This window comes from Microbacterium sp. Ag1 (genome assembly GCF_001005635.1).
Classification (GTDB): Bacteria; Actinomycetota; Actinomycetes; order Actinomycetales; family Microbacteriaceae; genus Microbacterium; species Microbacterium oxydans.
This window is the reverse complement of record NZ_LBCR01000031.1, coordinates 56156-76506: the sequence shown is the minus strand read 5'-3', so window position 1 is coordinate 76506 and position 20351 is coordinate 56156. Positions and strand designations below refer to the sequence as shown.

21 protein-coding genes are annotated in these 20351 nt (G+C 68.4%); 7 read left to right on the top strand and 14 right to left on the bottom strand.

All coding sequences use genetic code 11. The annotated features are described in order from the left end of the window. Window positions 1-20: 20 nt before the first annotated feature. Genes AAY78_RS12055 through AAY78_RS12015 form a run of 9 tightly spaced genes read right to left on the bottom strand, consistent with a single transcriptional unit; the run spans window position 21 to window position 8986 of the window. On the bottom strand, window positions 21-515 hold the full coding sequence (locus AAY78_RS12055) for a gluconokinase (RefSeq protein WP_231589714.1): 495 nt from the start codon (window positions 513-515) through the stop codon (window positions 21-23). Continuing rightward, window positions 512-1750, bottom strand: a complete 1239-nt coding sequence (gene manD / locus AAY78_RS12050; protein WP_046748549.1) for a D-mannonate dehydratase ManD — start codon at window positions 1748-1750, stop codon at window positions 512-514. The genes AAY78_RS12055 and manD overlap by 4 nt, the downstream gene beginning before the upstream one ends. Beyond that, window positions 1747-2973: a mannitol dehydrogenase family protein gene (locus AAY78_RS12045; RefSeq protein ID WP_046748548.1), complete on the bottom strand. Its 1227-nt coding sequence runs from the start codon at window positions 2971-2973 to the stop codon at window positions 1747-1749. The genes manD and AAY78_RS12045 overlap by 4 nt, the downstream gene beginning before the upstream one ends. Next, the gene (locus tag AAY78_RS12040) at window positions 2970-3830 is read right to left on the bottom strand and encodes a sugar phosphate isomerase/epimerase family protein (protein WP_046748547.1); all 861 of its coding nucleotides are present in this window, start codon (window positions 3828-3830) and stop codon (window positions 2970-2972) included. The genes AAY78_RS12045 and AAY78_RS12040 overlap by 4 nt, the downstream gene beginning before the upstream one ends. Then, a complete protein-coding gene (locus tag AAY78_RS12035; RefSeq protein ID WP_046748546.1) occupies window positions 3827-4945 on the bottom strand; it encodes a Gfo/Idh/MocA family protein in 1119 nt (372 codons plus the stop codon). Before AAY78_RS12035 ends, AAY78_RS12040 begins: the two co-directional genes overlap by 4 nt. Continuing rightward, on the bottom strand, window positions 4942-5775 hold the full coding sequence (locus AAY78_RS12030) for a sugar phosphate isomerase/epimerase family protein (protein ID WP_046748545.1): 834 nt from the start codon (window positions 5773-5775) through the stop codon (window positions 4942-4944). Before AAY78_RS12030 ends, AAY78_RS12035 begins: the two co-directional genes overlap by 4 nt. Next, window positions 5772-6683: a carbohydrate ABC transporter permease gene (locus tag AAY78_RS12025; protein WP_046748544.1), complete on the bottom strand. Its 912-nt coding sequence runs from the start codon at window positions 6681-6683 to the stop codon at window positions 5772-5774. Before AAY78_RS12025 ends, AAY78_RS12030 begins: the two co-directional genes overlap by 4 nt. Next, window positions 6680-7609, bottom strand: coding sequence for a carbohydrate ABC transporter permease (locus AAY78_RS12020; protein ID WP_046748543.1), 930 nt, complete (start codon window positions 7607-7609; stop codon window positions 6680-6682). Before AAY78_RS12020 ends, AAY78_RS12025 begins: the two co-directional genes overlap by 4 nt. Window positions 7610-7627: 18 nt before the next feature. Then, a complete protein-coding gene (locus tag AAY78_RS12015; RefSeq protein ID WP_046748542.1) occupies window positions 7628-8986 on the bottom strand; it encodes an ABC transporter substrate-binding protein in 1359 nt (452 codons plus the stop codon). Between the two features lie 116 nt (window positions 8987-9102). Here AAY78_RS12015 and AAY78_RS12010 point away from each other — a divergent pair, with 116 nt between their 5' ends. After that, window positions 9103-10149 carry a LacI family DNA-binding transcriptional regulator gene (locus AAY78_RS12010; RefSeq protein ID WP_046748541.1) on the top strand — a complete coding sequence of 349 codons (1047 nt, stop codon included), beginning with the start codon at window positions 9103-9105 and terminating at the stop codon, window positions 10147-10149. Continuing rightward, the gene (gene uxaC / locus AAY78_RS12005; RefSeq protein ID WP_046748540.1) at window positions 10146-11573 is read left to right on the top strand and encodes a glucuronate isomerase; all 1428 of its coding nucleotides are present in this window, start codon (window positions 10146-10148) and stop codon (window positions 11571-11573) included. Before AAY78_RS12010 ends, uxaC begins: the two co-directional genes overlap by 4 nt. On the opposite strand, the gene AAY78_RS12000 is transcribed toward uxaC, so the two are convergent. Continuing rightward, entirely contained in the window at window positions 11568-12278 is a 711-nt protein-coding gene (locus AAY78_RS12000) for a helix-turn-helix transcriptional regulator (RefSeq protein ID WP_197077696.1), read from the bottom strand. The two genes, uxaC and AAY78_RS12000, sit on opposite strands and share 6 nt — an antisense overlap. 61 nt (window positions 12279-12339) lie before the next feature. Between AAY78_RS12000 and AAY78_RS11995 the strand changes: the two genes are divergently transcribed. Beyond that, entirely contained in the window at window positions 12340-13476 is a 1137-nt protein-coding gene (locus AAY78_RS11995; RefSeq protein ID WP_046748539.1) for an epoxide hydrolase family protein, read from the top strand. A 25-nt stretch (window positions 13477-13501) separates the two neighbouring features. Here the strand turns inward: AAY78_RS11995 and AAY78_RS11990 are convergent, their stop codons facing one another. Continuing rightward, the gene (locus AAY78_RS11990; RefSeq protein ID WP_046748538.1) at window positions 13502-14116 is read right to left on the bottom strand and encodes a class I SAM-dependent methyltransferase; all 615 of its coding nucleotides are present in this window, start codon (window positions 14114-14116) and stop codon (window positions 13502-13504) included. Window positions 14117-14202: 86 nt separating this feature from the next. Here AAY78_RS11990 and AAY78_RS11985 point away from each other — a divergent pair, with 86 nt between their 5' ends. From AAY78_RS11985 to AAY78_RS11970, 4 genes are all read left to right on the top strand, one after another. Beyond that, window positions 14203-14739 (top strand): Chromate resistance protein ChrB, encoded by a 537-nt coding sequence (locus AAY78_RS11985; RefSeq protein WP_231589713.1) that lies wholly within the window; start codon window positions 14203-14205, stop codon window positions 14737-14739. Next, on the top strand, window positions 14736-15935 hold the full coding sequence (locus AAY78_RS11980) for an MFS transporter (RefSeq protein ID WP_082108665.1): 1200 nt from the start codon (window positions 14736-14738) through the stop codon (window positions 15933-15935). Before AAY78_RS11985 ends, AAY78_RS11980 begins: the two co-directional genes overlap by 4 nt. 66 nt (window positions 15936-16001) lie before the next feature. Further along, on the top strand, window positions 16002-16622 hold the full coding sequence (locus AAY78_RS11975) for an RNA polymerase sigma factor (protein ID WP_052748763.1): 621 nt from the start codon (window positions 16002-16004) through the stop codon (window positions 16620-16622). Beyond that, on the top strand, window positions 16609-17730 hold the full coding sequence (locus AAY78_RS11970) for a hypothetical protein (RefSeq protein WP_046748535.1): 1122 nt from the start codon (window positions 16609-16611) through the stop codon (window positions 17728-17730). The genes AAY78_RS11975 and AAY78_RS11970 overlap by 14 nt, the downstream gene beginning before the upstream one ends. A gap of 62 nt (window positions 17731-17792) precedes the next feature. Here AAY78_RS11970 and AAY78_RS11965 read toward each other — a convergent pair whose 3' ends face one another. From AAY78_RS11965 to dnaB, 3 genes are all read right to left on the bottom strand, one after another. Beyond that, window positions 17793-18092, bottom strand: a complete 300-nt coding sequence (locus AAY78_RS11965) for a DUF1330 domain-containing protein (protein ID WP_046748534.1) — start codon at window positions 18090-18092, stop codon at window positions 17793-17795. A 182-nt stretch (window positions 18093-18274) separates the two neighbouring features. Further along, window positions 18275-18733, bottom strand: a complete 459-nt coding sequence (locus AAY78_RS11960) for a VanZ family protein (protein WP_046748533.1) — start codon at window positions 18731-18733, stop codon at window positions 18275-18277. Between the two features lie 94 nt (window positions 18734-18827). Next, window positions 18828-20201 carry a replicative DNA helicase gene (gene dnaB / locus AAY78_RS11955; RefSeq protein ID WP_082066285.1) on the bottom strand — a complete coding sequence of 458 codons (1374 nt, stop codon included), beginning with the start codon at window positions 20199-20201 and terminating at the stop codon, window positions 18828-18830. Window positions 20202-20351: the final 150 nt, after the last annotated feature.

Genomic DNA, 20351 nt, shown 5'->3' with positions numbered 1-20351 from the left:
CTCGAAGGTGCCGGACGTTCTCAGACGAGATGCTGACGGATGCGCTCCACGAGCTCTCCGGCCGTGCCATCCACCGTCACCGTGATCCCGTCCTCGTCCGCCCCGAGCGGCTCCAACGTCTGCAACTGCGACGCCAGCAGCGCGGGTGGCATGAAATGACCGCGGCGCGCAGTCGCCTGCTCCGTGACCCGCTCCTTCGGTGCGTCGAGGTGCACGAACACCGTGTCAGGGGCCGATGCGCGCAGCCGATCGCGGTATCTCCGCCTCAAGGCAGAGCACGCGACGACGGCCGCCGGTTCCGCGGCGAGCGCCGCCCCGACCCGGTCGAGCCACGGCCACCGGTCATCGTCATCGAGAGGGATCCCTGCCGCCATCTTGGCGACGTTCTCCGAGCCGTGCAGATCGTCCGCATCGATGAACGAGACCCCGAGCCGATGCGCGAGGTCCCGGCCGACCGTCGTCTTGCCCGCCCCGGACACCCCCATGACGACGATCGGGCTGGTCACGAGAGTCACCAGTCGTGCACCGTTCCATCCGCGAGGCGGTTATAGGGCAGATACGCCCGCTCGTACGGGTACTTGCCCGCCTCATCGGCATCGAGCTCGACGCCCAGGCCCGGCGCGTCTCCTGGGTGCAGCATTCCGTCCCGCCAGGTGAAGGACTGCTGGAACACCTGGTCGGTGCGGGATCCGTGCTGCATGTATTCCTGGATGCCGAAGTTGTGGATCGAGAGGCCGAGGTGCATCGCCGCCGCCATGCCGACCGGCGAGATGTCCGTGGGCCCGTGCATGCCGGACTTGATCTGGTACATCGCGGCGTAGTCGAGCGTCTTCTTCAAGGGGCTGATACCGCCCATGTGGGTCACGGCCCCGCGCACGTAGTCGATGAGCTGGTCGCGGATGATGTCCTTGAAGTCCCAGACGGTGTTGAAGATCTCGCCGATCGCGAGGGGCGTGGTCGTGTGCTGGCGCACGAGTCGCAGCGCCTCCTGGTTCTCGGCGGGGGTGCAGTCCTCGAGCCAGAACAGGTCGTACGGCTCGAGAGCCTTGCCGAGCTTCGCCGCCTGGATCGGCGTCATCCGGTGGTGGCCGTCGTGCAGCAGCGGGATGTCGGGGCCGAACTCGTTGCGCACCGCCTCGAAGACGCCGGGCAGGTGGTTCAGGTAGGCGCGGGTGTCCCAGTCCTCTTCGACGGGCCTCGCCCCTCGACGTGCCGGCTCATGGTCGTACCGGGCTTCTCCCCCTCCGGTGTCCGCGGCCTGCGAAGCGATGCCGTAGATGGCCTTGAGCCCGGGAACACCGGTCTGGATCCGGATCGCCCGATACCCCTGGTCGAGGTGCGCGCGCACGGAGTCGAACAGTTCCGGCAGCTCCTTGCCCGACGCGTGACCGTAGGCGAGGAGGCCGGTGCGCGATGCCCCGCCCAGCAGCTGGTAAACCGGCATCCCCGCCTTCTTGCCCTTGATGTCCCACAGCGCCATGTCGACCGCGGCGACGGCGGCCATCGTGACGGGTCCCCTTCGCCAGTACGCGCTCCGGTAGAGGAACTGCCAGGTGTCCTCGATGCGATCCTCGTCGGCACCGATCAGCAGCGGGACGACGTGCTCGGTGAGATACGCGACGACCGCGAGCTCGCGCCCATTGAGGGTGGCGTCACCGAGACCGGAGAGGCCGTCGGCCGTCGTGAGCTTGAGGGTGACGAAGTTCCGGTCGGGGCTGGTGACGATGACCTCAGCCTTGTCGATACTCATGCGAGGGTCCCTTCGGGAGTGAGGTGGTCGATGACGGTGCGTGCGCGGTCAGCCGCGGGCACGGCGGAGATGGTGCGGGCGATCACGGCCGTCGCGGAGTCGGTCGGGTCGAGTTCGACGAGGGAGCGGATCCAGCTCTCCACGGCGTGCAGCTGCGCGTCGTCGGCGGCATCGCCGGCCTCTCGGCGTCTCCGCAGGGGAGCGACGAGGCGCAGCGCCACCTTGATCGGACTGTCCCGACGGATCTGGTCGAGCCGATGGGCGATGCGCGGATTCGAGAAGCGGAGGCGCAGATCGTCGAGCCACCCGTCGAGCTCCGCGACCGGCAGGTCGACCGCGGTGCGCTGCGCAGCCCACAGCGCCTCGGTGTCGGCGCGCAGGTCGGCATCGCCGAACGCCTCTGCGATCGTGTCGTAGCCCCGCAACCGCCCTGCCGCGGCGAGGAAGGTGTGCCCGGCGTTGAGCAGATAGAGCTTGCGCGCTTCGTACGGCCCGACATCGGCGACGAATCTGGCTCCGACCTGCGCCCACTCCGGAGCACCGCCCGGGAACTCACCCGCGAGGATCCATTCCGCGAACGGTTCGGTGACCACCGCGGACGGATCGTCGAGGCCGGTGAGCTTCCGCACGGCGTCGATGTCGGCAGGCGTCACGGCAGGGGTGATCCGGTCCACCACCGTGTCGACGAACGACGCGATGTCCGAGATTCGCGCAGCCTGGGAGCCGGCGGCCTTGCGCACCGCGTCGCTCAGCACCCGGCCGTTCTGCGGCAGGTTGTCGCAGCTCACGACCGCGATGGGTCCTGCACCGGCCCGCGCTCGCGCGACGAGGCCGTCGGCGATGCGCCGCGGAACCCCGGAACCGGCCGAGTACCCCGCCTCGGTGACAGTCACGGTCAGAACCGCGACCCGAGGATCGGTGAGAGTGTCGAGCCAGGACCGCTCATCCGATCCGGGTACCGCCCGCACGATCGACTGCACGGTGGTCGCCCGGTCTCCCTCGGCGGAACGCTCCAGCACCGTGTACACGCCGTCGTTGCGCGACAGCAGCTCTGCGGCCTCAGGGGCACGCCCGGTGAAAGCGGCGATGCCCCACCCGTCGTCTGGGGTTGCACGCTCGTTCGCCTGCTGGGTGTACCAGGCCTGGTGAGCCCGATGGAAGGCGCCGAGACCCAGATGAGCGGCACGGAGCGGGGGATGCTGCGTGCGCGCAGGCCCGGTCACGATCCGATGCCGGCGACGCCGGCAGACGCGCGCAGGAATGCGAGGTCGTCGATCAGGCGCTCCTCCAGCGGAGCATCCGCCGAGAAGTCCTCCAGCGTCACCCAGCCGTCGTAGCCGACCTCGGCGAGGGCGCGGAAATAGTCCGGCACGCTGGCGATGCCCTCGCGAAGCGGAGCCCATGCCGACTCCCAGCGCACATCGCCGTCGAGCCCGGTCTGCCCGGTGCGCTGCCAGACGGCGTTCTTCACATGCACGTGCGCGAGGTACTCCCCCAGGAGTTGCAGGCCGGCGCGAGTGTCCTCCTGCCCTTCGATCACGAGGTTGCCCAGGTCGTGGATCACACCGATGGTGCGCGGGTCGATGCCGTCGACCAGGCGGAGGGCAGCCGACGCCGACGCCGAGATCGTCTGATGGTGCAGCTCGACGAGCACCTTCACGCCGAGTGCCCCCGCCTCGCGGGAGGCCCACTCCAGGTCGTCCCTGGTCTGCGCGAACACCGTGCGATAGTCCTGGGTGTCGTTGAAGGGGATGCGCACGCGCACCTGACGCGCACCGAGTTCTGCGGTGGCCCTGAGCGTCCGCAGCACATCGTCGTGGTCGGGTGCGAGCGCGTAGCCGCCGATGCCGCTGAACTCCAGCCCGGCCTCGCGGGTGATGCGGGCGATCTCGGAGACCGACCCCTCGAGCCCGGTGAGCGGCCAGGTCGCGCGATTCCCGGCCCAGAATCCGGGCGGGTCGGCCTCGTCCTGGTCGGTGATGCGCCACTCGATGCCGTCATAGCCGATCGCGGCGATGCGGCGAGCCGCCTCTGCCGGCTCCCAGTCGGGGGTCGCCGCGGTGAACACCGAGAACTTCATGCGATGCCTCCCGTCCGCACGTCCGCATCGTCGACGGTGCCGTCGATCAGGTCGGCGACGCGTACCGCAGAGCCGGTGGTCGCCGACACGTAGATGCCGCGCACCACGGCGAGCGCCAGCAGCGCCTCGGGTACGCCGACCCGCGAGGCTCTCCCCTCACGGATGCTCTCGACGATGTCGGCGTACTGGCGGGCGTGACCCTCGGCGAACGCCTGCGGGTCACGGTCGTCGCCGAGCCGATGCCCCTCGGGCACCCAGTCGACGCTGCGGTCGGCGGTGTCGCCGTCCACCCACAACCGCGCGAGCTGGTCGTTCTCGATGATGCCGGTCCCCTGCGCGCCGTGCACGGCCAGCCGCACCGGCTGCTCAGGGAAGGCGGCGGTCGTGGCGTGCAGAACGGCGAGCGCGCCCGACTCGAAACGCACCGTGACGACCGCCACGTCTTCGACCTCGACCCGCTCGTGCGCGAGCAGCGCCGTGTGCGCGAACACGTCGACGGGGGTGCCGAGGAACCACAGCAGCAGGTCGACGGTGTGCACACCCTGGTTCATGACGGCTCCTCCGCCGTCGAGCTCCCAGGTGCCCCGCCAGGCGCCGGAGTCGTAGTACTCCTGCGAGCGCCACCAGGGCACGGAGGCCACCGCACTCGTGATCCGCCCCAGGCGTCCGGTGTGGGCGGCCTCAGCGACGGCCACAGCGCCCGGGTCGAAGCGGTGCTGACTGATCACCGAGATCCGGATGCCGCGCGCCTCGGCGTCCCGTGCGATCGAGGCCAACCGGCGACCACGTTCCATCGACACGTCGAGGGGCTTCTCGAGCACAACGTGCATCCCCCGCGCGACCGCCCGCTCGGCGAGTTCGACATGGGAACCGCTCGGGGTGCAGATGACGACCACATCGATGTCGTCGGGGATCGACTCGATATCGGAGTGCGTGGATGGGCGCTCTCCTCCCAGTTCTTCGACGATGAGGTCGGCCAGACGATCGGTCGCGGTCGGCACTTCGTCGACGACCGCGACGATGCGCAGGCCGGGGGTGGCCGCGATCGCTCTGGCGTGGTTGACGCCGATGATGCCGCATCCGACGATGGCGACGTCGAGGATTCCGTCGGTCATGAGAGGGTGACTCCGATCTCGTCTGTGAGTGTGCGAAGGGCTCGGCCGGCACGACCGAAGGCCTCAGGCCCCGAGAAGCCGCCGAGCGCGTCGACGTCGGTGAGGTGGGGTTCGAGCGAGGCGAACCCCACATAGCCGTCGTCGCGCAGGGCCGTGAGGGTCTCGCGAAGTTCGCCGTCGCCGTCACCCACCGGGACGACCTCACCCGTCGCGGCGAGAGCGTCCTTCAGCTGCAGATACTCGAGGTGCGGCCGCAGCTTGGCGTAGCAGTCGGTGAACGGCCGGACGCCGACCTGGACGAAGTTGGCGTTGTCCCAGGCGACGCGCAGCCGGTCGGAGCCGACCGACTCGATCACATCGAGCACGCGCGAGGGGATGTCGCCGTAGATGTCCTTCTCGTTCTCGTGCACGAGGGTGACCCCGGCCGCTTCGGCGGTACGGGCGAGCGCCGCCATCCGCACGAGCACCTCGTCGCGGATGTCGTCCGCCGAGAGGTGCTCGGCTCGGAAGAACGAGAAGATGCGGATGTAGGGGGCCTCCAGCACCTCGGCCGCCCGGATCGCCCGTTGCAGCCGACCGACCTCGTGCTCGACGGGCAGGGACACATCGACCTTGCCGATCGGCGACGCGATCGCCGAGACCGCCATGCCGCGCTCGCTCACCACGGCCGCGAGCTGCGCGAGCTGCGACTCGTCGAGATCGACGACGTTCACCCCCCACGCGCTGCGCACCTCGATGTGCCGCGCGCCGAGCGCTTGGAGCACGGCGATCTGCACAGACGGATCCGGATCGATCTCGTCACCGAATCCTGAGAGCTTCCACGGGGTCATTTCACTCCTCCTGCGGTGAGACCGCCTACGAGATAACGCTGGAACACGAGGTACAGCACGACGACGGGGATCGCGCAGATGAGCGAGGCCGCCATCATCTGGCCGTACAGGGGCACGGCTCCCGTCTCCTGCGTCGCGCCGAAGATCTGCAGGGCCACCGCGGCGGTGCGGCTGTCGCGGTTGGTCATGACCGAGGCGAACAGCACGTCGTTCCAGCCCTGCAGGAATGCGAAGATCGCGGAGACCACGATCCCCGGCCAGCTCAGCGGCAGCACGATGCGCGTGAGGACCCGAAAGTTCGAGGCACCGTCCATGCGCGCGGCCTCCTCGAGCTCGCGCGGCAGTCCGCGGATGTACGTCACCATCACCCAGGTCGAGAACGGCAGCGCGAAGGTGAGATAAGTGACGAACACCGACCAGTGGGTGCCGATGGTGGGGATGCGCAGCACCGATGAGAGCGTCGAGAACATCACGAACACCGGAAGCAGCATGAGCGTGCCGGGGACCGACTGCAGCCCGAGCAGTCCTCGAAGGATCGTGACGCGTCCGATGAAGGTGAAGCGCACCAACACCCACGCCATCGAGACCGCGACGGCCGCGCAGACGACGGCGACCGCGCCGCAGATCAGGAGGCTGTTGGCCAGCCCTCCCGCGAGATCGACGCTGCGCCACACCTTGACGTAGTTGTCGAGCCGGAGCTCGGTCGGCCAGTACGCGCCGCCGGCGACCGCGACATCCGCATTGATCGAGGCGAACAGCATGTACGAGACAGGCCCGAACACGAGCAGGCACAGGACGATGTTCGCGGCAGCCAGAAGCGGGCGCGGCAGCAGCCGATCCACCTGGCTGTGACCGCCGGGGCGGCTCCGGCGCGGGTTGACCTGCGCGATCGTGGTGGTGGCGCTCATCGCTTCGCGTCCTCTCCGGTGTCCAGGCGCACGGCGCGCAGGTAGATGAACAGGGGGATCGCGACGATCGCGAGCGAGGCCACCGCCATGGCCGCCGAGAGGCCGAACCGGAAGCTCTGGAACGCCGTGACGTAAGTGAGGACCGGCAGCACCTCGACATCGACCGGCGCCGGTATCCCGAAGAGCACGAACGGCATCGTGAAGGCGTTGATGCTGTGCAGGAAGGTGAGGATGAATGCCAGCAGGATCGATCCGCGCAGATACGGGAGGATGACCTTGCGCAGCTTGATGCCCCACCCCGCGCCATCGAGCGCCGCGGCCTCGTGCACCTCCGCATCCACCGCCTGCAGTCCGGCCAGCGTCAGCAGGTACACGAACGGCCAGCTCACCCAGAGCTGCGCGATGACCAGGGTCCAATAGCTCTGCGGCCCGTTGAGCCACAGCCCCGGGTCGACCCCGAACACGCCGAATGCCTCGTCGACCACTCCTTCGGGCTGGAACATCGCCCGAAAGACCGTGGCCACCACGAAGGCGGGGAGGATGTACGGGATCAGGTAGACGGAGCGCACCAGCCCGCGACCGCGGAAGGCGTTCTGCGTGGCCAGCGCCGCCGTGACTCCGATCGGGATCGCCGCCACCGACACGATCAGCGCATAGCTGACGCTCAGCCCGATCCCGCGCAGCAGCGGCGAGGAGGAGAACGCCTCGACGAAGTTGCCCAATCCGACGAACGGCGCCTGCAGCCACTGCCGGATCGTGTACTGGTCCAGGTCGAGCATCGAGATCCAGAAGGCCAGCAGCAGCGGCACCAGGATCAGCAGTGTCATCAGCACCCCGCCGGGCAGCAGCATCCACAGCGGGCGGGGCCGCTCGCTCGGCGGGGTGTCGTCGGTCCGTTTCCGACGCGTGTCGGTGGCGATCGCCATGTGCGTGTCCTCGCGTCGCTACTTGGACTTGTCGAGCGCCGACTGCGCGCTCGCCTGAGCCTCGGCGATCGATGCGGCGATCGCGCTCTGGCTGAGCGATCCCCCCTGCAGGGCGGGCAGCGATTGGACGACCACGTTGGTCAGGGCGAGCTGCGTGTCCCCCCAGGCGCCCGTGAACGGGGTGGCCACCGACTGCGAGGCGGCCTGCACGTTGGCGCTCAGATCGGGGTTGTCCTTCTCGACCTGTGCCGCCGCCTCCACGCCCGTCGGCAGTTCGCCGAACGTGTCGAAGTAGTCGAGCTGCGACTCGGTGCTGGTCAGCATCTCGATGAACGCGAATGCGAGGTCCTGGTTCGGCGAATACTGCGCGACGACGAGGTTGTCACCGGAGAGGATGCTCGCCGCTTCCTCTCCGCCCTTCGGGAGTTCGGTCTCCCCCGGCGGGATGGTCGGCAGGAGCGCGTAGGCGTAGGAGTCGGCGACAGGTGAGCCAGCGAACGTGGGCTTGGAGTTGGCGGAGGTCATCGGCAGGAAGCCGGCCTTCCCTTCGGCGAAGGCGGCGACGGCCTGCGCGTTCTTCCACCCGACCGATGCCGGGTCGACGAGTCCGTCCTGGTACCAGCCGAAGTAGGTGTCGTAGGCGGCGGCCACGGCCGGGTCGTCGATCTCCGCCTTCTTGGCGTCGACGTCGATCAGCGGGTTGCCCGCCTGCACACTCATACCCCAGACGAACTTCCAGGGGTCGAAGCTGTCGGCGTAGCCGATCGCGAGGCCGTGCACATCCCCGGATTCGATCTTCGCGGCCGCAGCCGTCAGCTCGTCCCAGGTCGTGGGCGGCTCCTCGATGCCGGCAGCCGCCAGCAGCTCGGTGTTGTAGGCCATCACGAACGGTCGGCTCACGAACGGGATAGCGATCTCATCCTTCTCGCTCGGGCCGGAGATTCCCAAGGTCGACGGCACGAAGCGGTCGCGGCCGCCGACCTTGTCCCAGTCGGCATCCGTGAGCTTCACGAAGGCGCCCGTCGCGTAGGCGGTCGGGGTGAAGGTGGTGCCGAGACCGTAGACGTCGGGGCCCTGTCCGGAGAGCACGGAGGTCTGGATCTTCGTGAGCTCGTCGTTGGCGCTGGCGAAGGTCTCGAACTCGACGGTGGCTCCGGTCTTCTCCTCGAACGCATCGGAGACCTTCCCGAACCATTCCTTCTGCTGCTCGGGGTAGAGGCCGTTCGCGGCCATCATCACGGTGAGCGTCTGGCCTGTCCCATCGACAGCGCCACCGGTGCCGCCGTCATCCGTACCAGCGCCGGATCCCGAGCATGCGGTCAACGCGATCGCTGCTGCGGTCATCGCCCCGAGGGCGATCAGGGGTCGAGACTTCATTGAACTCTCCTTCGAGACAGTGAGTGGACGTGACTGCGTCTCCGCCAAGGTAGGCAAGCGTGGCAATTGTTAGCAATCCATTGCCAGTAATTGCCATCCTGTGATTCTGTTGCCCCATGTCGTCCCTCACACCGCCTCCGCACCGGCCGACCCTCGCAGACGTGGCCGATGCCGCCGGCGTCGCGATCTCCACGGCCTCGCGCGCACTCGCCGTCCCCGGTCGCGGGAACCCCGACACCCGCGAGCGCATCATCCGCATCGCGAAGGACCTCGGTTACACCCCCGTCACCGCGTCGAACGCCTCGGCGACACCATCGACCCGCATGGTCGCCGTCCTCGTGTCGGACGTCACGAACCCGTTCTACTTCGGCATCATCCGGGGCACGCAGCAGGCTCTTCGCGTCGCCGGATACTCGCAGATCCTCGTGCATACCGAGGAGTCGCCCGAGATGGAGGAGAGCACGCTCGAAGAGCTGCGCAGCTCGTACGACGGTGCGATCCTGACCGCCTCCCGCCTGTCCGATGAGCGGCTGGCTGAGCTCAGTGCCGAGCTCCCGCTCGTCGCGTTGAACCGGGCGGTGCCGGGAGTGCCGTCGGTGTTCATCGACACACCGCTCGGCTTCGACCAGGCCGTCGAGCACCTCGCCTCGCTGGGCCATCGACGCATCTGCTACGTGGCGGGCCCTCCGACGAGCTGGGCGAGCAACCTGCGCTGGCGGGCCGTGGCGGCCGCGTGCGAGCGGCTCGGCATCGAGTACACGAAGGTGGGGCCGTACCAGCCGCGCACCAAAGCGGGCGCCGCCGCGGCGGATGCGGCACTCAACACCGGAGCAACCGCGTGCGTGGCGTTCAACGACCTCCTCGCGATCGGCATGCTCATCCGGCTCAAGGAACGAGGCGTGCGTGTTCCGGAGGACATGAGCATCGTCGGCTGCGACGACATCTTCGGCGCCGACTTCTGCAACCCGCCGCTGACCACCCTCACCGCTCCGGTCGAACAGGCCGCACGGCTGTCGGTATCGATGCTGCTCGATCGATTGCAGAGCGAGCGCATCGGCGCGAGCGCACTCACCCGCCGCCACATCGCCGCGCTGCCGACCCATCTGACCGTGCGGGAGTCGACCGGCTCCGCACCGCGCCGTACCCCTGGAGGAGAATCATGAGCAGAGAACTCAGCCCGCACGTCGACCGACTCCTCCCCGCCGACCCCGGCGTGCGAGAGCTCGCCAGGAGGCTGTACGACACCGTCGCTGCCGCGCCGATCCTCTCCCCGCACGGCCATGTCGATGCTGCATTGCTCGCCGACGACAAGCCCTTCCCAGACCCTGCGACACTGCTGATCACGCCCGACCACTACGTGCTGCGTCTGCTCCACGCAGTCGGCGTGCCCCTCGACGCGCTGGGCCGGGGAGCCGCGCCCGCTGATCCGCAAGAGGTGTGGCGGGCGTTCTGCGCGAACTGGGATGTGTTCCTCGGAACCCCGGTGCGCTACTGGTTCGAGACCTCGCTGGCCGAGGTGTTCGGGGTGACGGAGCAGCCGAGTGCGGGCAACGCCGACGAGCTCTACGCACACATCGACGCGCAGCTGCACACCGCCGCGTTCCATCCGCGGGCGTTGTTCGATCGCTTCCGCATCGAAGTGCTCGCGACGACCGACGATCCCGCAGACGATCTCGCAGCTCACGCGCGATTGCGCGACGATCCTTCCTTCCACGGGCATGTGCTCCCGACGTTCCGCGCCGACCGCTACATGGATCCGTCGTCCGCAGGGTGGGCGAGCGCGATCGCGGATCTGTCGGAGGCGGCGGGTGCGGATGCCGGGAGCTACGCCGGGCTGCTCGAGGCTCTGCGCCGCCGCCGCGCCGCGTTCCGGGCAGCGGGCGGCACAGCGACCGACACCGGGGTGCTCGATGCCGGATCGCAGCCGCTCACGAGTGCCGATGCGGAGCGCATCCATGCCGCGGGGCTCCGGAGCGAAGTCACGGCGGAAGACGCGACGGCGTACCGCCGCAACATGCTCTACCGACTGGCGGAGATGTCGTCCGACGACGGGCTGGTGATGCAGCTACATCCCGGCGTCATCCGCAACCACCACCGCGACACACTCGCACGGTTCGGCTCGGACAGCGGACACGACCTTCCGGACGTCGCCGCCTTCACGCGGCCGCTCACCCCGATCCTCAACGACTTCGGCACGAACGAGACGTTCCGGATGGTGCTGTTCACGGTCGACGAGACAGCGTTCAGCCGTGAGATCGGACCACTCGCGGGCTTCTATCCGTCCGTCTACGCCGGTGCGCCGTGGTGGTTCCTCGACACCCCCGACGCGATCGCCCGCTACCGGCGGTCGGTGACGGACAGTGCCGGGTTCACGAAGACGAGCGGGTTCGTCGACGACACCAGGGCTTTCTGCTCGATCCCCGCCCGGCACGACATGTCACGACGACTCGACGCCGGCTACCTGGCGGCACTCGTCTCCGAGCACCGGCTCACCGAAGAACAGGCCTTCGCATTGGCGCACCGTTTCGTGGACGACATCCCGAGGACGACGTTCCGCCTGCCCGGGGGTACCGCCTCAGCTTCATGAGGTGGACGCCTTCGTCACCCTGCGGACGACGTAATCGACGACGTCGCCCTCCGGGATCGCGCGGGGCCGGAAGCGCACACCGGTCGACGCCCGTGGAACCATGCGATCGACGCGGAAGATGCGCCAGTCGTCTCGATCGAGATCCCACGCGAGCAGGTACCAGACCGACCCCCAGCTCACCAGGCGCTGCGGTTCGGTGTGCCGCTTCTCTTCGTCTCCGCCGGGTTTCGTGTAGCCGAAGCGAAGCCGTTCATGGGCACGGACGGCCGCGGCGACCGTGCTGAGCGCCGCGAGGTCGAGCGGGGGTTCGGCCCCAGGAACCACACTCGTCGCCTCACGGATCGTGTCGACGCGACGGCGCAGTCGCGAGGGCATGACCTGCTCGAGTTTCGCGAGGGCGGTGAGCGAGGTCTCTTCGACGCCGAGCCGCCAGGTGGCGGCCACCCCCAGCCCGACGGCGACCGCGACCGCCTCGTCGTCGTCGAGCAGCAACGGAGGCATCGCGGTTCCGGCGGCCAGGCGGTATCCGCCCGCGACGCCGGGGCGCGCATCCACCGGATAACCGAGCGAGCGGAGCTTGCCGATGTCGGCGCGCACGGTCCTCGTGCTCACACCCAGTCGGTCGGCGAGTGCGGAACTCGTCCAGTCGCGTCTGAGCTGAAGCAATGACAGCAGTTCCAGCAGACGGGCCGAGGTCTCGAGCATGTCTGATCCTCTCAGCAAATGCGGAAGCTGGTCTTCCGCATTGCCTGAGAGCGTCAGCAGCATGACACAGAACACCTCCCTCAGCCCTTTCCGCATCGACATCCCGCAGGATGCCATCGATGACCTGCACGATCGTCTGACCCGCACGCGCTGGCCGCTCCCCGCTCCCGGACGTGACGATCGCACCGACTTCAGCCGGGGGATCCCGCTTCCCTACCTGCAGGAGCTCGCGGATCACTGGCGCGATGGATTCGACTGGCGGGCGCAGGAGAGGGCCCTCAACGCGCATGAGCAGTTCACGACCGTCGTCGACGGTCAGACGTTCCATGTGCTCCATGTGCGCTCGGCGAACCCGGCAGCCACGCCTCTGCTTCTCAGCGACAGCTGGCCGGCGTCGTTCATCGAGTACCAGCGACTGATCCCGCTGCTGACGGACGACTTCCACGTGGTCATCCCGTCCCTGCCCGGACTGGGGTTCTCGAACCCGCTCTCCGGCACCGGGTGGGATCTGGCTCGAACCGCCGACGCCTACACCGAGATCATGACGCGCTTCGGCTACGACCAGTTCGCGGCGCACGGCACGGACGTCGGCACCGGCATCATCGGCAGACTGGCCGCGCTGCACCCGGAGCACGTCATCGGCACGCACTTCGCCAGCGACCGCGTGTGGCTCGGACTGGTCGGCACCATGTTCCCCGCCCCCGATGGTCTGTCCGAGGAAGAGCTCGCCCAGCTCGAGGCCGCACATGCTGCGAGCGCTGCGGAACGCGGCTACGTCGGCATGCACAACCATCGACCCGACACGGTCGGACCGGCCCTCACCGACTCGCCCGTCGGCCAGCTCGCGTGGATCGTGGAGAAGTTCAAGCGCAGGATCGACGGCGGGTACGGGGCGCCGGACGTCGACCGCGACCAGCTCCTGACGAACGTGAGTCTCTACTGGTTCACCCGCAGCGGTGCTTCAGTCGCGCAGTTCTTCTACGAGTCGGAGCACGCCCAGCTGGACTTCGTCATGCCCTCCGGGGTGCGCGCCGGCTGGGCCGTCTTCGACGCGCATCCCCTGATCCGGCGCACGATGGATCCCGCCGGTGCGATCGACCACTGGAGCGAGTTCGCCGCGGGCGGGCACTTCCCGGCGATGGAGGAGCCGGAGCTGCTGGCCGACGACATCCGCAGGTTCTTCCGCGGTCTCGCCTGATCCGCTCAGGCACCGTGCGCATCGATCAGATCGCGACCGCGCTGATCGATGCGTGCGGGCGCCTTCTCTCCTGCACCCTGGTCTCGCTGTCGAGCACCGAGAAGCCGGCGCGCTCGAGCTGGTTCGACATACCCTGCACCGACCAGTAGTGCGCCGTCGTGACGGCGTGCGGGAAAGGCTGCCCGTCCGCCCCGTCGAAGAAGCCGACCAGCAGATGTCCGCCCTCACGGGTCCCGCGGCGAGCGGCCTCGAGCAGATTCGGAAGCCCATCCGGAGTCGCGTGGATCAGCGAGTACCAAGCCAGCACGCCGCCCAAGGAACCGGGCGGGATGTCGGTATCGGCCAGAGACGCCGTCCGATACGAGATGTGGGGGAATCGCGCCGAGGCGCCGGCGATGAAGTCCGGCACCAGGTCGATGCCCTCGGCATCGGCACCGCGCTCGACGAGGAACGCCGTCCAGTGTCCAGGACCACACCCCACGTCGAGGATGCGTCCGTCGACGCCGTCCGCCCAGCGACCGATGCGCTCCCGGTCGACGTCATCCATCTGCGCGATGTCGCCGAACAACTCCGTGTACTCGACCGCACGCGCCGCATACCCGTCGCGCACGCGCGCATCCTCCGTCTCCTGCTGAGCCATGGCCCTCCCCGCTCTCGCGATGATCGGACTCCACGCTATCGAGGTCTCGCCCACAGATGGATGTAACACCTGTTACAGTTTCGAGTGTGACGAAATCGGATGGCTGGCTCGTGCTCCTGGTGCAGGTACCCGCATCACCCTCGCGGCATCGCGTCGCGGTCTGGCGCGAGCTGCGTCAGTTCGGTGCGGTACCCGCAGGGCAGGGCACCTGGGTCACGCCAGATGTGCCTGCGTGCGTCGAGGGGGTCGACCGGGCGCGGGCGCTCGCACAGCGCGGCAACGGCGACATCCTCGTGCTTCGCACCCAGGCCGACGGCGGTGACACCGCCGCACTTCGGAAGCTCTTCGACGCCGCGAGAGCAGACGACTGGGCGGAGTTCGTCGCCGACTGCGCGAAGTACCGCGCCGAGATCGCGCGTGAGATCGAGAAGAAGAAGTTCACGCTGGCCGAGCTCGAAGAGGAGGAGCAGAGCCTCGACCGACTGCAGCGCTGGCACCGCACGATCCGCGCCCGCGACGTGTTCGACTCCGCCTCGTCCAAGGACGCCGACCGCGAGTTGGCCGCGTGCGTTCAGGATCTCGCCCGGTTCGCCGACCTCGTCTACCAGGCCGTCCACACGTGAGCCTGCCGACCGCCGCCGCACCGGCGACCCGCCAGGTCGCACCGCTGTATGCAGCCGGCTTCGTGACGGCGTTCGGCGCCCACAGCATCGCCGCAGGCATCGGGGCAACCGGCGGGGACATCGGTCTCGACCTCCTGCGTCTGGGAGCGCTTCTGGCGATCTACGACCTCGCCGAGGTGTTCCTCAAACCCGTCTTCGGCTCGCTGTCCGACCGGATCGGCGCCAAGCCGGTGATCGTGTTCGGGCTTCTGGCCTTCGGCGTCGCATCGCTCGTCGGGGTGTGGTCGTCGAGCACGGCAGCCCTCGCGATCGCACGGCTCGGGCAGGGCGCCGCAGCCTCGGCGTTCTCGCCCGCTTCCTCGGCGACGGTCGCACGGCTCGCGGCCCCGGGCGCGAAGGGGCGATACTTCGGCAGATACGGATCCTGGAAGGGCCTCGGCTACACACTGGGTCCTCTCCTCGGCGCCGCACTGATCTTCCTGGGCGGCTTCCCCCTCCTCTTCACGTGCCTGAGCGCGCTCGCCGTCCTCACCGCGATCTGGGTGGCGATCTCCCTGCCCCGACTCGAGCCGCTACCTCGACCCCGGTACACGGTCGCCGACCTGGTCCGTCAGACGACGGAGCGGGGCTTCCTCATCCCGACGCTCGTGCTCGCCGCGTCCACCGGCGCGCTCGGTGCGGCGATCGGCTTCCTCCCCGCTCTCGCCAGCAGTGAAGGTGCTCCCCTCTTCGCGAGCATCGCGATCGCCTCGGTTCTGGCGCTGAGCTCGGCACTCACCCAGCCCTGGGCGGGCAGGCTCCGCGACAGCGGCCGCCTGAGCGATCGGACCGCGATGACACTCGGCCTCGCGGTGATCACGGCCGGCATCCTGGTCGCCGCGTTCGTCTCCGTGCTCCCGTGTCTCTACGTCGCCGCCGCCCTGCTCGGCATCGGGATCGGCGTCTCGACGCCTTTCGCCTTCGCGCATCTCGCCGAGACGACACCACCCGAACGGATGGGGCGCACGATGGGCACGGCCGAACTCGGCCGCGAGCTCGGCGATGCCGGTGGGCCGCTGCTGGTCGGAGCCGTCGCGGTGGCGGGGACGCTTCCCTGGGGTCTCGCGGCACTCGCGGTCGTGGTCGCCGCTTCGGGAGCGACCACCCGGGTCCTGCCGCGATCACCGGGAGGAGAGCGGGCGGAGAGCGACACCTGATGCACTTTCGTCGCCGACGCAGGCCGCCCGATGGAACCGGATCTCCGTGCCGAACGAATACCTAGTGTGAGCAACGACAACGACATCATCCGCGAATCGCTCGAGACCGCGGAACGGTTCTCCGAGATCTTCGAGCGACATATCGGCGCCGTCTCGGCCTACGTCGCCCGCCGCGTCGGACCGGCTGCGAGCGATGACATCGTGAGCGAGACGTTCCTGATCGCGTTCCGCAAGCGGAGGCGCTACGACTTGACGCGGAGTTCCGCGCTGCCCTGGCTGATGGGCATCGCGACGAATGTCCTCGGACAGCACCGAAGGGCCCAGGCGCAACACTGGCGCGCGCTGCAGGCGTCCGTCGGTCAGCACGACCAGGTGGCTGCCGACGATCACGACCGCTCCTCCTCGCAGCTCGATGCAGCAGGCGAGATCGAGCGCCTCTACCCCCGCATCGCCGCGCTGACGGCCCGTGACCGCGAGGTGCTCTTCCTGCACGCCTGGGGCGATCTCACATACGAGCAGATCGCCGCGGCGCTCGCGATCCCGGTCGGTACCGTGCGTTCACGCCTCAGCCGCATCAGGGCGAAGCTCGCCGCTCCTCCGCCGCCGGCGGCTCCACCCCACCGGCCGCGCGCGGCGACCACCCACATCCGACTTGCCGAGAAAGAGACCATCCATGGACATCCTTGACACGGTGCGGGAGATGAAGCCCACCTACCCCACATCGCCGCAGGCACCTCGCCGCGCCCTCCACCAGGCGATCGCGCAGTCGCGACGTCGCCGCCCACTCGGACGGATCATCGGGATCTCCCTCGCGGGCACGGCGGTCGCCGCGGTCGCCGTCGCCGCCTCCGTACTCATCCCGCCGGGAGTCGTCGGCCAACCGCCGGCTGCCTCGGCATCGACCTATCTCAACGAGACCGCGGCCTCCATCCGATCGGCTGCCGCGCAGCCGGTCCAGGTGACCATGGCGACCAGACACCTGCGCCTCGTCGGTGGTCGGAATGAGCAGTCCCCTCCGTTCGGCAGCTTCAGGACGGATGCCACGGGTGCCGTCGTCACCGAATCGGCTGTGACGTATCTCCATGCGGCGGACGGAAGCTCGTCGCAGACGTCGCACACCGAGTTGCACGCCACCGAGACTTACGGCGACGCCACGGCCGTCCACCGCGCCTGGACTTCGTACTACGGGTCATCCTTCCCCATCGGCGCGGAGCCCCTCACGGTGCGCGATGTCGACGTCGACGCCCCTCCCATCGGGGAACTCCCGGTGTCGACCACCGACTTCCCGTCGGACCCCGCGGCCTTCCTCGCCGCATGGACGACCGGCATGGAGGATCAACTGATCGCTGCCAAAGCAGAAGTGGCGAGGATGCCCATGGACGGCGAACCGGAGTCGAACGGACTGTACGCGAGCATCGAGGAACGGCTCGACATCCCCGCCGCGGAGCATATGCTCAACGAACTCGGACATTCAGTGCCCATCCTCTCCGCCTCCCCGGAGTATCGCGCGACGTTCCTGGAGGCACTCGCCCTGGCAGACGGGATGGCAGTTGAGAACGACGCCTCCGCCGACAAGATCCTGGTGTACGAGACCGACGACGCCCGCTTCCGCCTGACGGTCAATCCCCCGACCGGCTCCATCCTCCGGATCGAGAAGTTCCTGCTCCGGGTTCCCCCCGGTCCCGGGAACGTGTCCATCGAAGACACCACTCCCGTCGAGGTCGGCTCCGCATCCTTCCTCCCGAAGGAGATTCCGGATTTCGCGGTGACCTTCACGACGGAACCGGTGGGCTGAGCCCGGCGCTCCGCAGTGCGCCTCCGCATCCTCTCGGGTGCGGAGGCGCACTGTCGCCGGGCTCAGTCCGCCGCCGGCACCGCCGCGATCACCCGGATCTCCCTCGTCGCGGCATCACCGAGGATGCGCAGCGCCTCCTGATAGGCCTCGGAATGGTACGCCGCCACCGCAGCCTCGAGATCCGGGAACTCGATGATCGTCGTGCGCAACGCCGACTCGCCTTCCAGCACTGCGAGAGGCGCACCCCGCGCGAGGAACCTTCCGCCCCCGGCCCGCATCGCGGGACCTGCGCGCTCGACGTACCGCGCAAGCGTTTCGTGATCTCGAATGCTCGTGAACGTGTTCACCCAATAGACAGTCACCGTGATGCTCTCCCGTCGATCTCGGAGAGTCCATCCTGAGCGACCGGCGTATGTCCGACCAGGCCGAGAACCGCCGACGATCGACTCGATCCTGCCGATTCCGCTCGAACGCGGGCTCGGCGCCGACTCGGTGTTCGTGCGGGCCAGGACCGGGCCGACCGCTACCGGAGCAGCATCAACGACTACTTTCCGTCGCCAGCGCGAGATCGGCGGATCGGCCGGAGAACTGTTCGGACGATCCCCACCACGACTGCTCCCACGACGCCGCCCACCGTGTTCCAGACGATGTCCTGCACGTCGGGAACGCGACCGGGTATCGAGGCCTGTACGTGTTCGATCGCGAACGATGCACCGAACACCAACACGGGCGCGAGTATCCAGAGGCGCCTGCTGAGCGCGAGCGCCACTGCGGCTCCGAGCGGCACGAAGAGCAGAGCATTGAGAGTGCTCTCCAGCTGGAGATAGCTCATCGGTTCGACCAGCGGCGCGGCGAAGACGTGGACGAAGTCCATGAAGAGCGCGCGGGCAGGACCCGCGAATCGGCGCGGTGTCAGTGTGACGGCGACGACCGCCAGCGCCGCGAGACCCGCGACGAGCAGCCGGGGACCGGAGGATGCACGAGGGCGAGCAGAGGGGTTCATATGTCCACCCCACCGCATCCGATGTTGCGTGAGCGTATGCGTTTCGGTCGGCAACCTTCAGAGGTGGAACGCGATCAGCGCCGGAATCCCCGGGTCAGTTGAAGTCGCCGCCGGGAGCCATGTCGGCGAAGCGCGAGTAGTGCCCCTGGAACGCGACCGTGATCGTCGCGGTCGGACCGTTACGGTGCTTGGCGACGATCAGGTCGGCCTCACCGGGACGCACGTCCTTGTCGTAGACCGAGTCGCGGTGCAGCAGGATGACCATGTCGGCGTCCTGCTCGATCGAGCCGGACTCTCGCAGGTCGCTGATGGCGGGCTTCTTGTCGGTGCGCTGCTCCGGACCACGGTTCAGTTGCGACAGGGCGATGACCGGAACCTGCAGCTCCTTGGCGATGAGCTTGAGGCTTCGCGAGAACTCCGAGACCTCCTGCTGACGCGACTCGACGCGCTTGCCCGAGGTCATGAGCTGCAGATAGTCGATGATGACCATGCGCAGACCCTCGCGCTGCTTCAGGCGACGGCACTTCGCGCGGATCTCGACGAGCGTCATGTTGGGGCTGTCGTCGATGTAGAGCGGAGCGTCGTTGATGCGCCCTCGCGTCGCGGCGACCGTGGTCCAGTCGCGCGGGTCGAGGTTTCCCTTTCGCATGTTCTGCAAGGGGATGGCACCTTCGGCGCTGAGCAGACGCATGGCGATCTCGCTCTTGCCCATCTCGAGCGAGAAGAAGACGGAGGGGAGGTTGTGACCGATGGACGCCGCCCGCGCGAAGTCGAGCGCGAGCGTGGACTTACCCATGGCGGGTCGAGCGGCGACGACGATCATCTGACCACCGTGCAGGCCGTTGGTGAGCTCGTCGAGCTCCTTGAAGCCGGTCGGCACCCCGGTCATCGACCCGTCGCGACCGCTGGCAGCCTCGATCTCTTCGAGCGCGGCATCGACGGCGATCTGCAGCGGCACGTAGTCTTCAGCTGTCTCGGATCCGGTGATCGAGTAGATCTCGGCCTGCGCGTTGTTGACGATGTCGGTCGCATCGCCCTCACCGGCGTAGCCGAGCTGCACGATGCGGGTGCCGGCGTCGACGAGGCGGCGCAGGATGGCGCGCTCCGAGACGATACCGGCGTAGTAGCCGGCGTTCGCGGCCGTGGGGACGATCGACGTCAGCGTGTGCAGGTAGTCGGCGCCGCCGGCGCGACCGAGCTCGCCGGTCTTGATGAGCTCATCGGTGACGGCGACGACGTCGGTGGGCTCGCCGTGCGAATACAGCGACAGGATCGCTTCGAAGATCAGCTCGTGCTTCGGGATGTAGAAGTCGGCGCCCTTGAGGGTCTCGATGACATCCGCGACCGCGTCCTTCGACAGGAGCATTCCGCCCAGGGCGCTCTGCTCGGCGAGGAGATCGTGGGGAGGCGTGCGCTCCGGCGCGCGCTTCGCGCCCATGCGCTCCTCTGAGATGTCGGCGATCGACACAGTCTTCCCTTCGATGCGACGTTTCCGATGCGATGTCGTGGTGCGACGGCCGGGGGCGGGCCCCTCGGGTCTCGGCGCTCACGCCGTCCTGAACAGCAGAACAGAGGCTTCCGACATTCGGTCGCTCGCCCACGCTACGAGCGACTGTTT

Coding starts and splice junctions, on each gene's coding strand:
- manD (WP_046748549.1), bottom strand. CDS start 1,750: ATGAGTATCGACAAGGCTGAGGTCATCGTCACCAGCCCCGACCGGAAC.
- AAY78_RS12040 (WP_046748547.1), bottom strand. CDS start 3,830: ATGAAGTTCTCGGTGTTCACCGCGGCGACCCCCGACTGGGAGCCGGCA.
- AAY78_RS12035 (WP_046748546.1), bottom strand. CDS start 4,945: ATGACCGACGGAATCCTCGACGTCGCCATCGTCGGATGCGGCATCATC.
- AAY78_RS12030 (WP_046748545.1), bottom strand. CDS start 5,775: ATGACCCCGTGGAAGCTCTCAGGATTCGGTGACGAGATCGATCCGGAT.
- AAY78_RS12025 (WP_046748544.1), bottom strand. CDS start 6,683: ATGAGCGCCACCACCACGATCGCGCAGGTCAACCCGCGCCGGAGCCGC.
- AAY78_RS12020 (WP_046748543.1), bottom strand. CDS start 7,609: ATGGCGATCGCCACCGACACGCGTCGGAAACGGACCGACGACACCCCG.
- AAY78_RS12015 (WP_046748542.1), bottom strand. CDS start 8,986: ATGAAGTCTCGACCCCTGATCGCCCTCGGGGCGATGACCGCAGCAGCG.
- AAY78_RS12010 (WP_046748541.1), top strand. CDS start 9,103: ATGTCGTCCCTCACACCGCCTCCGCACCGGCCGACCCTCGCAGACGTG.
- uxaC (WP_046748540.1), top strand. CDS start 10,146: ATGAGCAGAGAACTCAGCCCGCACGTCGACCGACTCCTCCCCGCCGAC.
- AAY78_RS12000 (WP_197077696.1), bottom strand. CDS start 12,278: ATGCTCGAGACCTCGGCCCGTCTGCTGGAACTGCTGTCATTGCTTCAG.
- AAY78_RS11995 (WP_046748539.1), top strand. CDS start 12,340: ATGACACAGAACACCTCCCTCAGCCCTTTCCGCATCGACATCCCGCAG.
- AAY78_RS11990 (WP_046748538.1), bottom strand. CDS start 14,116: ATGGCTCAGCAGGAGACGGAGGATGCGCGCGTGCGCGACGGGTATGCG.
- AAY78_RS11970 (WP_046748535.1), top strand. CDS start 16,609: ATGGACATCCTTGACACGGTGCGGGAGATGAAGCCCACCTACCCCACA.
- AAY78_RS11960 (WP_046748533.1), bottom strand. CDS start 18,733: ATGAACCCCTCTGCTCGCCCTCGTGCATCCTCCGGTCCCCGGCTGCTC.